The organism is Castellaniella denitrificans (genome assembly GCF_027214045.1).
In the GTDB taxonomy this organism is placed as follows: domain Bacteria; phylum Pseudomonadota; class Gammaproteobacteria; order Burkholderiales; family Burkholderiaceae_B; genus Castellaniella; species Castellaniella denitrificans_A.
Genome location: NZ_JAPWHE010000005.1, coordinates 117,999 through 132,618, shown reverse-complemented (window position 1 = coordinate 132,618; position 14,620 = coordinate 117,999). Strand labels below are relative to the sequence as shown.

Annotated in this window: 14 protein-coding genes, 1 tRNA gene and 1 pseudogene; 2 read left to right on the top strand and 14 right to left on the bottom strand. The window is 66.3% G+C overall.

Features of this window, described 5'->3' with window-relative positions; genetic code table 11:
- Positions 1-31: 31 nt before the first annotated feature.
- The 6 genes and pseudogenes from O4H32_RS09060 to O4H32_RS09035 all read right to left on the bottom strand — a co-directional run bounded on the left by O4H32_RS09060 (position 32) and on the right by O4H32_RS09035 (position 4,004).
- Positions 32-1,357, bottom strand: coding sequence for a sensor histidine kinase (locus O4H32_RS09060; RefSeq protein WP_269358430.1), 1,326 nt, complete (start codon positions 1,355-1,357; stop codon positions 32-34).
- Positions 1,358-1,363: 6 nt separating this feature from the next.
- The gene (locus tag O4H32_RS09055) at positions 1,364-2,083 is read right to left on the bottom strand and encodes a response regulator transcription factor (RefSeq protein WP_269358428.1); all 720 of its coding nucleotides are present in this window, start codon (positions 2,081-2,083) and stop codon (positions 1,364-1,366) included.
- Between the two features lie 12 nt (positions 2,084-2,095).
- Positions 2,096-2,839 (bottom strand): carbonic anhydrase, encoded by a 744-nt coding sequence (locus O4H32_RS09050; protein WP_269358426.1) that lies wholly within the window; start codon positions 2,837-2,839, stop codon positions 2,096-2,098.
- Positions 2,840-2,949: 110 nt separating this feature from the next.
- Positions 2,950-3,198 carry a hypothetical protein gene (locus tag O4H32_RS09045; protein WP_269358424.1) on the bottom strand — a complete coding sequence of 83 codons (249 nt, stop codon included), beginning with the start codon at positions 3,196-3,198 and terminating at the stop codon, positions 2,950-2,952.
- A gap of 288 nt (positions 3,199-3,486) precedes the next feature.
- Positions 3,487-3,724 (bottom strand): annotated as a pseudogene (locus tag O4H32_RS09040) (type II toxin-antitoxin system HicB family antitoxin); the annotation flags it as partial.
- A 22-nt stretch (positions 3,725-3,746) separates the two neighbouring features.
- A complete protein-coding gene (locus O4H32_RS09035; protein ID WP_269358422.1) occupies positions 3,747-4,004 on the bottom strand; it encodes a hypothetical protein in 258 nt (85 codons plus the stop codon).
- Positions 4,005-4,026: 22 nt separating this feature from the next.
- On the opposite strand from O4H32_RS09035, the gene O4H32_RS14990 reads away from it, so the two are divergent.
- On the top strand, positions 4,027-4,242 hold the full coding sequence (locus tag O4H32_RS14990; protein ID WP_331284285.1) for a tyrosine-type recombinase/integrase: 216 nt from the start codon (positions 4,027-4,029) through the stop codon (positions 4,240-4,242).
- A 133-nt stretch (positions 4,243-4,375) separates the two neighbouring features.
- Here the strand turns inward: O4H32_RS14990 and O4H32_RS09025 are convergent.
- Positions 4,376-4,451 (bottom strand) — tRNA-Lys (locus O4H32_RS09025).
- A gap of 83 nt (positions 4,452-4,534) precedes the next feature.
- The gene (gene purB / locus O4H32_RS09020; protein ID WP_269358420.1) at positions 4,535-5,911 is read right to left on the bottom strand and encodes an adenylosuccinate lyase; all 1,377 of its coding nucleotides are present in this window, start codon (positions 5,909-5,911) and stop codon (positions 4,535-4,537) included.
- 283 nt (positions 5,912-6,194) lie between these two features.
- Here purB and O4H32_RS09015 point away from each other — a divergent pair, with 283 nt between their 5' ends.
- The gene (locus tag O4H32_RS09015) at positions 6,195-6,809 is read left to right on the top strand and encodes a glutathione S-transferase (protein WP_269358418.1); all 615 of its coding nucleotides are present in this window, start codon (positions 6,195-6,197) and stop codon (positions 6,807-6,809) included.
- Positions 6,810-6,900: 91 nt separating this feature from the next.
- On the opposite strand, the gene mnmA is transcribed toward O4H32_RS09015, so the two are convergent.
- Genes mnmA through aroG form a run of 6 tightly spaced genes read right to left on the bottom strand, consistent with a single transcriptional unit; the run spans position 6,901 to position 14,432 of the window.
- Positions 6,901-8,016 carry a tRNA 2-thiouridine(34) synthase MnmA gene (gene mnmA / locus O4H32_RS09010; protein WP_269358416.1) on the bottom strand — a complete coding sequence of 372 codons (1,116 nt, stop codon included), beginning with the start codon at positions 8,014-8,016 and terminating at the stop codon, positions 6,901-6,903.
- Positions 8,009-9,238 (bottom strand): glycolate oxidase subunit GlcF, encoded by a 1,230-nt coding sequence (glcF, locus tag O4H32_RS09005; protein ID WP_269358414.1) that lies wholly within the window; start codon positions 9,236-9,238, stop codon positions 8,009-8,011. Before glcF ends, mnmA begins: the two co-directional genes overlap by 8 nt.
- A gap of 9 nt (positions 9,239-9,247) precedes the next feature.
- Positions 9,248-10,342, bottom strand: coding sequence for a glycolate oxidase subunit GlcE (glcE, locus tag O4H32_RS09000; protein ID WP_269358413.1), 1,095 nt, complete (start codon positions 10,340-10,342; stop codon positions 9,248-9,250).
- 19 nt (positions 10,343-10,361) lie between these two features.
- Positions 10,362-11,858: an FAD-linked oxidase C-terminal domain-containing protein gene (locus tag O4H32_RS08995; protein ID WP_269358411.1), complete on the bottom strand. Its 1,497-nt coding sequence runs from the start codon at positions 11,856-11,858 to the stop codon at positions 10,362-10,364.
- Positions 11,859-11,867: 9 nt separating this feature from the next.
- The gene (locus O4H32_RS08990; RefSeq protein ID WP_269358409.1) at positions 11,868-13,283 is read right to left on the bottom strand and encodes an FAD-binding oxidoreductase; all 1,416 of its coding nucleotides are present in this window, start codon (positions 13,281-13,283) and stop codon (positions 11,868-11,870) included.
- A 51-nt stretch (positions 13,284-13,334) separates the two neighbouring features.
- Complete coding sequence (gene aroG / locus O4H32_RS08985; protein ID WP_269358407.1) at positions 13,335-14,432, bottom strand: 3-deoxy-7-phosphoheptulonate synthase AroG; 1,098 nt, start codon at positions 14,430-14,432, stop codon at positions 13,335-13,337.
- Positions 14,433-14,620: the final 188 nt, after the last annotated feature.

The following is a 14,620-nucleotide window of genomic DNA, read 5'->3' as shown; positions in this document are numbered from 1 at the left end:
GCTCACTATAGCCTTGAAGACCACGAATCCGCTACGAATTTTCCTGACTGGAAACTGAATTCAAGTCCAATCTGAAGGTTGTGCCACTGTCGGGACCGTCATGGACCGAGTCCACGCTCAGCCGCCAGCCCCGCAACTCGCAGACACGCTGGGCGATGCCCAGGCCCAGACCATGACCCGCCTCGGGCGCGTCCGGCGCGGCCAGATCCGCCCGGCCGGCGCGCCACTCGCGCACGCGCGCCAGACGTCCTGGATCGATGCCCGGCCCGTCGTCGCGCAGAACCAGGACACCATCCGCGTCCAGGTCAACCCGAAGCGTGGCCGGCGCGGCGTGCTCGATCGCATTGCGCAGCAGATTGCGCAACACGATCAGCAGCGCGTCCGGATCCAGGGACCGGCACACACCCGGCGGAATACGCGGATCCAGCACCAGGCCCCGCGCGCGCGCCATGGGTTCCAGGGCGAACCAGGCCTGCTCCAGCGCCTGCGACAGATCGACGCGACGCACCCGGGCCGGATCGGCGCTGTTCAGGGCCGCGGCGCCCGCGAGACTGCTGGCCGCAGCATCGACCTGGACCAGCATGCGCGTCAGGCGCGCCGCCAGGGGCGTCCCGGGCACGGCGTCCAGCAACGCCATTTCGCAGTCTGAACGCAGGGCGGCCAGCGGCGTGCGCAATTCATGGCCGAGATTGGCGGCGAACTGACGCTCGAACGCCACGGCCCGGTCGACCCGGTCCTGGATGCGGTTGAAGGCCCCGATCAATTGCAGCGCCTCATCGCCCAGAGGCGCCTCATCGGCGAGGTTTACGCCTCCCCAGGCCGAAAGCCGGTCCGATACGGCGCGGATCGGCGCCACCACCCGACGCGCCAGACGCCGGGCCAGCAGCCAGGCGCAGATCAGCGCCAACACAGCCCCGCCCGCCAGAATCCAGCCGAACGACCGGACCCGGTCTTCGTGCGAAGTGGCGTCGTAACGGACATAGAGCAGTCCCTGGGGAAGAGTCTCGACCCAGGTGTGCCATGTCCGGCCCGATTCCACGATTTCGCGGCCACCCGGCCCCGCCGAGAACATGCCTTCCAGGGGAGGCGGCCGATCCGCCGGCTGCACCCAGGCCTGGACACGCCCCCCTTCGCTCCAGCGCGGCGGCAGGGTCGCCGGCACGGCCAGCCCCGCGCCGAGATCGTCTCTCAGGGCGGCAATCTGGCTCGACAGGACTTCGTCGACCAGACTGTCCTCCATGCGCGCGAAGGTTTCATAGGCCAGCAGACTGATGACCAGCAGGAATACGGCGGCGGTGCCGGTGACGGCCCAGGTCACCCGCCGGGCCAGTGAGGAAGGCCGATCCTGACGCATCATGGCCCCCTATCGGTGCGACGCGCCGTCCCCTGCGTCCTGACTGATTCTCCAGCCTCGGCCAGGGTCTGCCACGATGTCGGGTCCCCGTTCCGCGCGCAGACGGCGGCGCAGCAGATGCACCTGATCATGCAGGGCGCGGTCCGATGGCGGTCCGTCGGGCCACAAGGCCGCCGTCAAGCGGGCATGGGTCGCCAGACCACCCGCCGACTGCATCAGGGCCGCCAGCAGCAGCACCGATTTGCGTGGCAGGACCAGCGGCCGGCCGGCCAGGGTCACCGTCTGCGCATGCGGGTCGTAGCGGAGATCCCCGTGAACGAGCGGACCGGCTTCGCCGCCCCGCCCCCGCCGCGCCAGGACACGCAGCCGCGCGACGACCTCGGCCAGAGAAAAAGGCTTGACCAGATAGTCTTCCGCCCCCAGCTCGAAGGCCAGAAGCTTGTCTTCGAGCCGTTCGCGCGCGGTCAGCACCAGCACGGGGCGCCACAGGGCGGGGTCCCGCCCCATGGCGCGCAGGACACCCAGACCGTCCAATCCGGGCAGGCCCAGATCCAGCACCATGGCGTCGAAGGGCGACTCGCGCAGCAAAGTCAGGGCGCCATGGCCATCGTAGGCCACATCCGGCGCCATGCCCTGGCGCTCCAGATAACCATACAGGTTTTCCGCCAGCGTCGGATCGTCCTCGACGATCAGGATGCGCGGGCCGGCGGCCGAACCCGTCGTGGCCATCAACCGCCCATCCTAGGCCAGAAACTCTACCCGGCCGGTAGCCAGGTGGTAGACACCCCCGACGATCCGCAACTTGCCGGCCTGCGCGGCATCCCGGATGATGTCCGAGCGCTCGGCCAGAGCAGCCACATTGTCGCGGACATTCTGCGTGATCGCGGCCTCCAGCAGGTTGCCCGCCGCGCCACGGACCTTTTCCACGGACGGCGCGATGGCCGACACCAGCGAAGGAATCCGGCCCGGAAATTGGGCCGACTGCGTGACGGCCTTGACGGCCGCATCGATCGCTCCGCATTTGTCATGCCCGAGCACGAGGATCAGCGGCACACCCAGGACCGCCACCGCGTATTCCAGACTGCCCAGCATGTCGTCATTGGCGAAATTGCCCGCCACCCGCGCGACGAACAGGTCGCCCCGGGCGCAATCGAACGTATATTCGGGCACGATGCGCGAGTCCGCGCAGCCAAGCACGGCCGCATAGGGGTTCTGCCCCCCCGTCAGCACCGGGCGCTCATGGAAAAAATCATGCCGCAGGGCCTTTCCGGATACATACCGCCCGTTGCCGTCCGCCAGCCGCGCAAGCGCAGTATCGGGATCCACGACATTCTGCGGCTTGGGCGGGGACGCCGTACGCGCCATGGCCAGGCCGCCCGGCAGCGCGCCTCCGGCGGCAACCGCCAGCGCCGTGGACAGAGAGGACCTAAGAAAAGAACGACGGGAGGAAGCCGCCGCATGCATGCAGAATTTCGAATCACACATTTCAGAATCTCCGGTAGGGGTCTTGGTGCGATCCGATCAGGCATCGCTCAGCCATGTTACCCAACGGCCACGACGCCCGAAAAGCGGAATACCGCCCATTATCTAGCCGATTATCTGCCCGAACCGCGCCGCAGTTTTTCCAGCGCGGCCCGGTTCAGGTCCTTCGCCTCTTGTTCGGCATACGCCCGTTCGCCAGGCTCGTAGGAGCCTTCATACAAGCACCGGCTGCGGTCCCACTGGCAATCGCCGCCGCGATCCGTCTGCCTGGCCGGCGCCGGTCCGCCGCCGCCGAAACAGCCTGAAACCAGAGCGGCGAAACACAGCGCAACGCTGCTTCGAATCACGATTCGACCGGACATGTTTCTCTCCTTTCTGCTGGAACGCGCCTGCCGTTTTTATAACAGGTTCCCGCAGGCCGCCGGACCCGATCGGCAGCGTGTGCGCAAAGGCGTGCTGCACGTTCTGGAATCCCTGGTTGAAAGCAGACAGGTCTGTGTGGAGCCCGCAGTTCGTCGCGGTGGGTTCGCGACCTACGCTTGGAAAGTGAGACATGAGGCTTTCAAAAAGCGGGACGGAAAGTGTGACAATACGGGCAGGAGCATCGCGCCCCGAGGAAACGAACCCGCCCGACGGGGCGGGTTTTCGTTTTAAGCTTCGGCCATTTCTCGTTCTGCGGCCTTTGCCAGGAAGGCCGAGCGTGACAGATGCTGGGTCTTGGCCACGGCGTCAATACGATGCACCAGGTCCTCCGGGAGACTGATGTTCAGGCGAACAGCTTTGGTGCTGACCTTGGATAGGTCGATATCCACCATCATCCAGAAGCCCCCCCTCGAAGTCCTCATGGTCTTTCCAGGCCTCGAGAGCGCCGGGGGCGGGGATTTTCTGCGGGGTGTGGTGGGCGCAGTCGCTACTGAATGATCGACTTGTGAACGTTGGCTATCACGGTCTGTCGCGCGCCCTCGTGCTTGTCGTGTAGCGCAAGATATCTTTCTTGCGAATCGTCAGTGCGATCGGCATTTCCGCTGAATGAGTCTTCAAGGTATTGCTGGTACCAGACCGACTCCTTCAGGGTCATGCCTACAAACACTTCATTGCCGTCCCCGTCTGTAGACAGGGCATGAATATCCAAAAGATATGCCCGTGCTCCGGGCTGAAATTCCAACATAACACTCCTTATATGAGCCTCCATTGTAGTCACCGGCTTTGGTGCCGAGACCGCGCGCGATCGCTACGTCGCCGACGCGGAGTCCCTGCAACCATCCGGGTTTCACGATCTGAAGGGGAAAGGAGCCACCGACATGTGGCTGTCCGGCATCCCGATCGAGCGCATCCAGGCGCTATGCGGACACAAAGACAAGGCCACAACCGAGATCTACGCAAGAGCCGCTGGCGAGAATCCATGACGCCAAATAGCCGGAAGATCGGCGCCTGAAAAACTACTGTATATGTGCCAGCGGCGCATACGGGCAAAGAATATCGCGGCACATACGGGCAAAAATAAAGGACCTAGGATCACTCCTAAGTCCTTGATAATCCTGGTGGGCTGTGAGTGACTCGAACACTCGACCGACGGATTAAGAGTCCGCTGCTCTACCAACTGAGCTAACAGCCCGTCGCAATGATTTTGCGAAGAACGAAACTATACACCTTTTTCATTGCCCGCGCAAAAGCCGCCTGGCAAGATCAAGGCCTCGCCTACACTGCCGCCGCCAGCCGGGCCGCCAGGCCGATATAGCTGCGTGGCGTCATCGCCAGCAGCCGTGCCTTGGGTTCGGCGGGCAGGTCCAGGCCGGCGATGAATTCCCGCAAGGCCTGCTCGGTGATGCCCTTGCCGCGCGTCAGCGCCTTCAATTGCTCGTAGGGTTGCGGCAGGCCGTGACGGCGCATCACCGTCTGCACGGGCTCGGCCAGGATTTCCCAACAGGCGTCGATGTCGGCGTCGATGACGGCGGGGTTCAGCTCCAGCTTGCCCAGGCCGCGCAGGCACGAATCGTAGGCGATCAGGCCGTAGCCCAGCGCCACGCCCAGATTGCGCAGCACGGTCGAATCCGTCAGGTCGCGCTGCCAGCGCGATACCGGCAATTTTTCCGACAGATGGCGCAACATGGCATTGGCCAGGCCCAGGTTGCCTTCGGAATTTTCGAAATCGATCGGGTTGACCTTGTGCGGCATCGTGGACGAGCCGACTTCGCCGTCCTTCAGCCGCTGTTTGAAGTACCCCAGGGAAATATAGCCCCAGACGTCGCGGTTCAGGTCCAGCAGGATGGTGTTGGCGCGGGCGATCGCATCGAACAGGGCCGCCATCCAGTCGTGCGGCTCGATCTGGATCGAATAAGGATTCTGGGTCAGCCCCAGGCCGCCCAGCACGCCGGCGGAGAACGCGGGCCAGTCGACTTCCGGATAGGCCGCCAGGTGGGCGTTGTAGTTGCCCGTGGCGCCGTTCATTTTGGCCAGCGGCTGCACGGCGCGGATCGCGTCCAGCGCCCGGTCCAGGCGGGCGACCACGTTGGCGAATTCCTTGCCCATGGTGCTGGGGGTGGCCGGCTGGCCGTGCGTGCGCGACAGCAGCGGCTGGTTGGCATGCATGTGCGCCAGTTCGCGCAGGCGGGCGGCGACGGACTCCAGCGCGGGCACCACGCACAGCGTGCGCGCCCGGCCCAGCATGAGCGCGTGCGAGGTGTTGTTGATGTCTTCGGACGTGCAGGCGAAGTGGATGAATTCCGCCGCGCGGGACAGTTCGGCGTCGTCGGCGACCTGCTCCTTGAGCCAGTATTCGACCGCCTTCACGTCGTGGTTGGTGGTGCGTTCGATGGCCTTGATGCGGGCCGCGTCCGCTTCGGAGAAATTTTCCACCAGCGCCCGCAGCCGCGCGCGCGCCGCCGCCGGGAAAGCGGGCAGTTCGGGCAAACCGGCGTCGGACAGGCCGACCAGCCAGGCAATCTCGACCTCGACCCGGTGCGCCATGAAACCGGCTTCGGACAGGAAAGGCCGCAGGGCGTCGGCCTTGGCCGCGTAGCGCCCGTCCAGGGGCGACAGCGCATTCAGCGCGCTGAGGGAAGAATCAATATGCATGATCGGCGGGAAGAAAGAAGACGCCGCCGCCCGGAGATTCAAATCCGGAACACGCGGGGCAATGGAATGAAAGGCAACCTGGAAACGCGCCCCGCCAATGCAGCGGCAAAGCGGATTTCAGCCGGGGATTTTAACACCCGCCCCGCCGGCTTCCGGCGGCAGGGCGTATATACCACACCCTTCCTCGGCTCTTGGTAAAAAAAGGCCGAAATGGCCCGCGCAACCGCAAGTCGCGGAACCCGCCCTGCTATACTTTTCGAGCCCTGGACTACCCTGTTTCCTCATGAAATTGATCGGTTCCCTGACCAGCCCGTACGTTCGCAAGGTGCGTATCGTGCTGGCCGAGAAAAAACTCGACTACGAGCTGATTCTCGACGACCCCTGGGGCCCCGCGACCCACGTCACGGCGCACAATCCCCTGGGCAAGGTGCCCTGTCTGATCATGGACGAGAACGGCGCGCTGTTCGACTCGCGCGTCATCGTGGAATACCTGGATACGCTTTCGCCGGTCGGCCGGCTGATTCCGCCGCCTGGACGAGAGCGCGTGGAAGTCAAGCGCTGGGAGGCCGTGGCCGACGGCATCATGGATGCGGCCGCGGCCGCTTTCATGGAAACCCACCGCCGGCCCGAACCCCAGCGCAACATCGACTGGGTCGACCGGCAGCACCACAAGATCCGCGCCGGACTCGATTACATGGATCAGTTGCTCGGAGAGCAGTCCTACTGCATGGGCGTCAACCTGTGCCTGGCCGACATCGCCGTGGGCGCCGCCCTGGGCTACCTGGACCTGCGCTTCCCGGACACGGACTGGCGCGCGGGCCACCCTCACCTGGCCCGCCTGGCGGAAAAACTTGGCACGCGCCCGTCTTTTGCCGCGACCCGCCCTCCCGCCGCCTAGATTCCGTGCGGATTCCCGCCACAGAAAAAACCCCGCGCCGGGCCGACCTGCGCGGGGTTTTTCATCTGGGACCGCTCAAAGCCGTCCGACCTCAGACGATGATCCCGCCGCCCAGGCAGACGTCGCCGTCGTACAGCACGGCGGACTGCCCCGGCGTCACGGCCCACTGAGGTTCCGCGAAGCGGAGCGCGAAATCCGCGCCCGCCCCCGGCTCCAGGACACAGGCGGCGTCGGCCTGGCGGTAGCGGGTCTTGGCGGCGTAGGCGCCGGGGACCGGCGGCTCGCCCGCGATCCAGGTGGCGTCCTGGGTTTGCAGCCGCTCGCTGAGCAGCCAGGGGTGGTCATGCCCCTGGACGACGTACAAGATATTGTTTTCCAGATCCTTGCGGGCCGCATACCAGGCGTCGGCCGTGCCGTCCTCGCGCTGGGCGCCGCGCACTCCGCCGATGCCCAGGCCCTTGCGCTGGCCCAGGGTATGGAAGGCCAGGCCCTGATGCCGGCCGATCTGCCGACCTTCGGGCGTCAGCATCGGCCCCGGCTTCGTGGGCAGATAACGGTTCAGGAATTCCCGGAACGGTCGCTCGCCGATGAAGCAGATGCCTGTGGAGTCTTTCTTGGCGGCGTTGGGCAGGCCGATCTCGCGCGCGATGCGCCGGACCTCGGTCTTGGGCAGCTCACCCAGGGGAAACAGCGTGCGCGCCAGCTGGTCCTGGTTCAGCCGGTGCAGGAAATAGCTCTGGTCCTTGGTGACGTCCAGCGCTTTCAACAGCTGACTGCGCGTCCCCCGGGGCGTGCCGATGCGCCGCACCCGGGCATAATGGCCGGTGGCGATGTAGTCGGCGCCCAGTCCCATGGCGTGGTCCAGGAAAGCCTTGAACTTGATCTCGGCATTGCAGAGCACGTCGGGATTGGGCGTGCGGCCGGCGGAATATTCCCGCAGGAATTCCGCAAACACCCGGTCTTTGTACTCGGCGGCGAAATTGACCGCCTCGATGTCCACGCCCACCACGTCGGCCACGCTGGCGGCGTCCAGCCAGTCCTGGCGCGACGAGCAGTATTCGCTGTCGTCATCGTCCTCCCAGTTCTTCATGAACAGGCCGACCACTTCGTAACCCTGCTGCTTGAGCAACCAGGCCGACACCGAGGAGTCCACCCCGCCCGACATGCCGATGACGACCCGCGCGCCGCGCGACGGACGATCAGTCATGCAGGGCCTCGTCCACGGTTTCGATCCAGTGGCGCACCGGTGTGCCGGTGCCGCTCTGGAGATGGCAGATACAGCCGATGTTCGAGGACACGATGGTCTCGGGCAGCGTCGCCTCGATCGCCTGAAGCTTGCGGTCGCGCAAGGATTTCGACAGCACGGGCTGGGTGATCGAATACGTGCCCGCCGAACCGCAGCACAGGTGCGATTCTCCGAAGGACTGGAGATCGAAACCCAGATCGGACAGCAGCCGCTCGGTGACGGCGCGCAGACCCTGCCAGTGCTGCAGCGTGCAGGGCGGATGGAAAGCACTGCGACCCGGCGCGCGGCGCATCTTCGAGCGGACCTCGGCCGCCATGGGCGCCAGAAATTCTGCGATGTCCTTGACATACGGCATCAGACGCGCGGCGCGTTCGGCATAGGCCGGGTCGTGCTTCAGATGATGGGCGTAGTCCTTGATCATGCCGCCGCAGCCCGAGGCGTTGACGATCACGGCCTCGACCTCGCCGGATTCCAGCAGCGGCAACCAGGCGTCCACGTTGGCGCGCATCTGGTCGCGGCCGGCTTCCTGGGCGTCGAGGTGGAAATTGATGGCGCCACAGCAGCCCGATCCGGCGGCGATGCGAGTACCGACTCCCACCGCATCCAGCACGCGCAGCGTGGCGGCATCGATGGACGGCATCATGGCGGGCTGGACGCAATTGGCCAGCATCAGGACCTGGCGCGCATGGCGGCCCGGATCGGCGGGCAGCAGTCCCGCAGGCCGGGACTGCGCGATCTTCGCCCGCAGCACGGCGGGCAGAACCGGCCGCACCCAGATGCCGATCCGGTACAGCGGTCCGAACCAGCGCGACCCCATCAGGCGGCGCAGGGTCCCGCGGATCAGGCGCTCGCGCAGAGGGCGGCGCACACGCTCGTTGACGATCTGGCGGCCGATGTCCACCAGGGCGCCATATTGCACGCCCGAGGGGCAGGTGGTTTCGCAATTGCGGCAGGTCAGGCAGCGGTCCAGGTGTTGCTGGGTGACGTAGGTCGGTTCGGCGCCTTCGAGGATCTGCTTGATCTGATAGATGCGGCCGCGCGGACTGTCGAGCTCGTCGCCCATGATCTGATAGGTCGGACAGGTCGCCAGGCAAAAGCCGCAATGCACGCAGCGCCGCAAGATCTCATCGGCTTCCCGGCCGAAATCGGTGTCGCGCGCCCATTCCGCGAGTTGTGTCTGCATGGTGTGTCCTCAGAGTTCCGGGTACAGCCGATGGGCGTTGAAGATCCCGGCGGGATCGAATTCCCGCTTCAGCCGCCGATGGATCTGGAGGACGCCGTCGGCCAGGGGATGGAAAGCCGGCACGTCGGCGGACGCGCCCTCGCGCCGGTACAGGCAGGCCGAACCGCCCAGCGCCCGCACCCGGTCACGCAGCGCGGCCGCATCGTGTGATCCGGCCAGCCAGCGCTGGCAGCCGCCCCACTCGTGCAGCACGGGCCCCAGACCCAGCGCCGGCGCGCCGGCGGGCAGGACGATGCGCCACAAGGGCCGCTGGCGGAAAAACGCGTGGGTCTGATCGCGCAGAACCAGCCAGAAGGCATCGGCGGCTTCTTCCGGCAACTGTTCGCCGCCGATTTCCTCCAGGCCCTGGCGCACGGCGGATTCATTGCCCGACAGGCGCACCGAGAGCTTTCCGCTCGCACCCGAGGCATCGGCCACCCAGGCCGTCGCCGACACCGGCAGCGGCCGGGAACGCCAGCGCAGGCACAGATCCAGGGCACAGGACTCATCCAGCGCCAGCACGGTGGTGGCCTCGCGGCGCGGCCGGGGCGCGACCTTGAGCGAGACCTCCACCAGGGCGCCCAGGACGCCGAGAGAACCCGCCAGCAGGCGCGAAACATCGTAGCCGGCGACGTTCTTCATGACCTCGCCGCCGAAGCGCAGCACGTTGCCATCGGCGTTCAACAGACGCGTCCCGAGCACGAAATCGGCCAGCGAGCCCGCGGCCATGCGGCGGGGACCGGACAGGCCCGAGGCCACGCAGCCCCCCAGGGTGCCGGCGGCGCCGAAACGCGGCGGCTCGAAGGCCAGCATCTGGTCCCTCGATGCCAGCAGCGCCTCGATTTCGGCCAGCGGCGTGCCGGCCCGCGCGGTCAGCACCAGTTCGGACGGCTCGTAGCTCACCACCCCCTGATAGGCTGACAGGTCCAGCCGGGACACGGTGCCCTCCGGGGGCAATGGGCCGCCGTAAAAGAGCCGCGTGCCACCGCCCCGGATCAGGAGCGGACGCTGGGCCGCGCGAGCAGTCACGACCTGCTCGCAAAGTTCGGACAATACGAATTCCATGGTCAGGGCCTATTCAATCCTAGAACCGGGGGATGTCGGGAAAACGGATGTCGCCCTGATGGACGTGCATCTTGCCGTATTCGGCGCAGCGCACCAGCGTCGGAATGAGCTTGAGCGGATTGAGCAGCCCGTAAGGATCGAAGGCGCGCTTGACCGCCGAGAAGACGTCCAGCTCGTCGCGCGTGAACTGCGAACACATCTGGTTGATCTTTTCCAGGCCCACACCGTGCTCGCCGGTGATGGTGCCACCCACCTGGACGCACAGTTCCAGGATGGCGGCGCCGAAGGCCTCGGCGCGTTCGACCTCGTCGGGCTGGTTGGCATCGAACAGGATGAGGGGATGCAGATTGCCGTCGCCGGCGTGGAATACGTTCGAGCAACGCAGGCCGAACTGGTTTTCCATCCCGGCGATGGCGGCCAGGACCTTGCCCAGATGGCGGCGCGGGATGGTGCCGTCCATGCAGTAGTAGTCGGGCGAGATGCGTCCGGCCGCGGGAAAGGCGTTCTTGCGTCCGGCCCAGAACTTCAGGCGCTCCTCCTCGGAGGAGGACGTCTGCAGGCGGGTGGCGCCCGCCTCGCGCAGCAAGGCCTCGACACGGGCGATTTCCTCGGCGACCTCGTCGGGCGTGCCGTCGGACTCGCACAACAGGATGGCCTCGGCCTCCAGGTCGTAGCCGGCCTTCACGAACGGTTCGACCATGTGCACCGCGCGCTTGTCCATCAGTTCCAGCCCGGCCGGGATGATGCCGTCCGCGATGATGCGCGTGACGCCCTCGCCCGCCTGCTCGACGCCGGGGAAACTGGCCATGACCACCCGGGCCAGCCGCGGACGCGGAATGAGCCGCACCGTGACCTCGGTCACCAGGCCGAGCATGCCCTCGGAGCCGATGAACGCCTGCAGCAGGTTCAGGCCCGGGGTGTCCGGCGCCTCGCCGCCGAGCTCGACGATCTCGCCCTCAATCGTGACCACGCGCACGCGCAGGACGTTGTGCACCGTCAGGCCGTATTTCAGACAATGTACGCCACCCGAGTTTTCCGCCACGTTGCCGCCGATGGAACAGGCGATCTGGCTGGACGGGTCCGGCGCATAGTACAGGCCGTGCGGGGCGGCGGCCTCGGAGATCGCCAGATTGCGCACACCCGGTCCGACCACGGCCACGCAGGTTTCAGGATCCAGCCGCAGGATGCGGTTGAGTTTGGCCAGTCCCACGACCACCCCCTGGGGGTGCGGCGTGGCGCCGCCCGACAAGCCGGTGCCCGTGCCTCGCGGCACCACCGGCACATTGTGCTCGTGGCAGGCCTTGAGGATGGCGACGACCTGGGCCTCGTTTTCGGGCAGCACCACCACGGGGGGCAGTTCGCGGTACAGGGCCAGCCCGTCGCATTCGTAAACGCGCGTCTGGTCTGGCCGGGTGAGGACGCAGTGCGCCGGCACGTCCCGCGCGATGCGGGCGAGGAAGCCGGGAAAATCGGGCACGGTGTCGTGCCGTGCTTCCGTGGAGCTTGCGATGTCCATGGGAATCCTTCAGGCGGTCGCCGGCGGCAGGATCTTGCCGGGATTGAGCACGTTGCGCGGGTCCAGCGCAGTCTTCAGCGCAGCCATCACATCCAGGGCGTCCTGGCCGTGCTCGGCGCGCATGAAAGCCTGCTTGTGCAGGCCGACCCCGTGCTCGCCGGTGCAAGTGCCCTGCATGGCGATGGCGCGGGCCACCAGACGCTGGTTCAGTTGTTCGGACTCGGCCCACTCGCCGGGGTCGTCCGGGTCCAGCAGCATCAGGACGTGAAAGTTGCCATCGCCCACATGGCCCACGATCGTGTAGGGAAAGCTGGCACGGTCCAGTTCGCGCGCGGTTTCGCCCACGCATTCGGCCAGACGTGAGATCGGCACGCACACGTCGGTCGTGCTGGAGCGGCAACCGGGGCGCAACTGCAGGCCCGCGAAATAGGCATTGTGCCGGGCCGTCCAAAGGCGGCTGCGGTCTTCGGGCCGCTCGGCCCATGCGAAGTCCTGACCGCCATGTTCGCGCGCAATGGACTGGACCGTTTCCGCCTGCTCGCGCACCGAGGCCGGACTGCCGTGAAATTCGAACAGCAGCAGCGGCGATTCGCGCAGGGTCAGATGGCTGTAGCGGTTGGTGGCACGCACCGCATGGGCGTCCATGAACTCGATCCGGGCCACCGGCACGCCCGTCTGGATGACCTCGATCACGCTGCCGACGGCGGCGTCCAGGTCCGGGAAATTGCAGATCGCCGCGGACACGGCCTCGGGCTGGGGATACAGGCGCACGGTGACTTCGACGATGATGCCCAGAGTGCCCTCGCTGCCCACGAACAGGCGGGTCAGGTCATAGCCCGCCGACGATTTGCGCGCCCGGTTGGCGGTCTCGATCACCCGCCCGTCGGCCGTGACGACCTTCAGCGACATGACGTTCTCGCGCATGGTGCCGTAGCGCACGGCATTCGTACCGGAGGCGCGGGTGGCCGCCATGCCGCCCAGGCTGGCGTCGGCGCCCGGGTCGATCGGAAAGAACAGCCCCGTTTCCCGCAAGGATTCGTTGAGCTGCTTGCGCGTCACGCCGGCCTGGACCGTGGCCGTGAAGTCCTCGGCGTGAATGTCCACGATCCGGTTCATGCCCGACAGGTCCAGACAGACCCCGCCCTGGACCGCCAGCAGGTGGCCTTCCAGGGACGAGCCCGCGCCATAGGGGATCAGGGCGATGCCATGATCGTGGCAATGGCGCGCCACCCAGGCGACTTCTTCCACGTCCTGGGCGAAAACCACGGCATCGGGCGGCATGGTCGGATATGGGGATTCGTCGCGTCCATGATGCGCGCACACCGCCTGCGCCGTGGAGCATCGTTCGCCGAAACGTCCGCGCAGCGCCGCCAGGAATCCATCCGGCAACGGCCGGGCCTGCTGAACGATATGCAAGGTATCCATGTCCGATCCTGTATTTTCGAAAATCCGCGTCAACGGCCGGCCGGACGCTGGTCAGTCCGCAGGCACCGACCGGCGTTCCGTCTCATCCGCGCGCGTCGCCTGACGGCGCGCGCGCACAGCCGCAGCCAGGCGATCGAGCACGGCGGCGGTCGTGTCCCAGTCCACACAGCCGTCCGTGATGCTCTGGCCATAGACCAGGGGCTTGCCCGGCACCAGATCCTGGCGTCCGCCCACCAGATGGCTTTCGACCATCACGCCGAACAGGCGCGTATCGCCGGCCTCGATCTGGGTGCAGACGTCCTCGATCACCAGGGGCTGGCGGGTGTAATCCTTGCTGCTGTTCGCATGGCTGGCATCCACCATGACGCGCGGACGCATCCCGGCCTTTTCCAGGGCCTCGGCCGCCGCCTGGACATGCTCGGCCTGATAGTTGGGCGCCTTGCCGCCGCGAAGGATCACGTGGCAATCCTCGTTGCCGCGCGTGGATACGATGGCGGAATGCCCGCCCTTGGTGACCGACAGAAAGTAATGCGGCTGCGACGAGGCCTTGATCGCATCGATGGCGATGCGCGTGTTGCCGTCGGTGCCATTCTTGAAGCCCACCGGGCAGGACAGCCCCGAAGCCAGTTCCCGATGCACCTGGCTTTCGGTGGTGCGCGCCCCGATGGCGCCCCAGGACACCAGATCGGCGATGTACTGCGGCGTGATCATGTCCAGGAATTCGGTGCCGGCCGGCAGGCCCAAGGCGTTGATGTCGATCAACAGCTCGCGCGCGGTGCGCAGGCCCTGGTTGATGTCGAAGCTGCCGTCCAGGCCCGGGTCGTTGATCAGGCCTTTCCAGCCCACCGTCGTGCGGGGCTTCTCGAAGTACACCCGCATGACGATGACCAGGTCCGCGTCCAGGCGTTCGCGCTGCGGCGCCAGGCGGCGGGCGTATTCCAGGGCCGCCTGGGTGTCGTGTATGGAGCACGGGCCGACGATGACGACCAGGCGATCGTCGTCGCCATAAAGCACGTCGTGGATGGCCCGCCGCGCATCGTGGACCGTGCGGGAAATGTCCGCCGTGCAGGGGAATTCACGCATCACGTGGGCGGGCGGCGCCAGCTCGCGGATTTCTCGGATGCGGGTATCGTCGGTATTGTGTGACACGGTCTTGCTCCATTCATGGGCCGGATGCGGGGGCGGCAACAAAAAAGCCGCCTGGCAGCGCCGGCGGCTTTTTCGGGAATGTGTGGTCTACCTTTTCGTACAGCGATTCCCTTCCTCCACCAGCGGTTTTGGAAACGTAAAAAAGTAGAAAAAATAAGGAATCGAGTGCATCGACAAATCCTAGCACA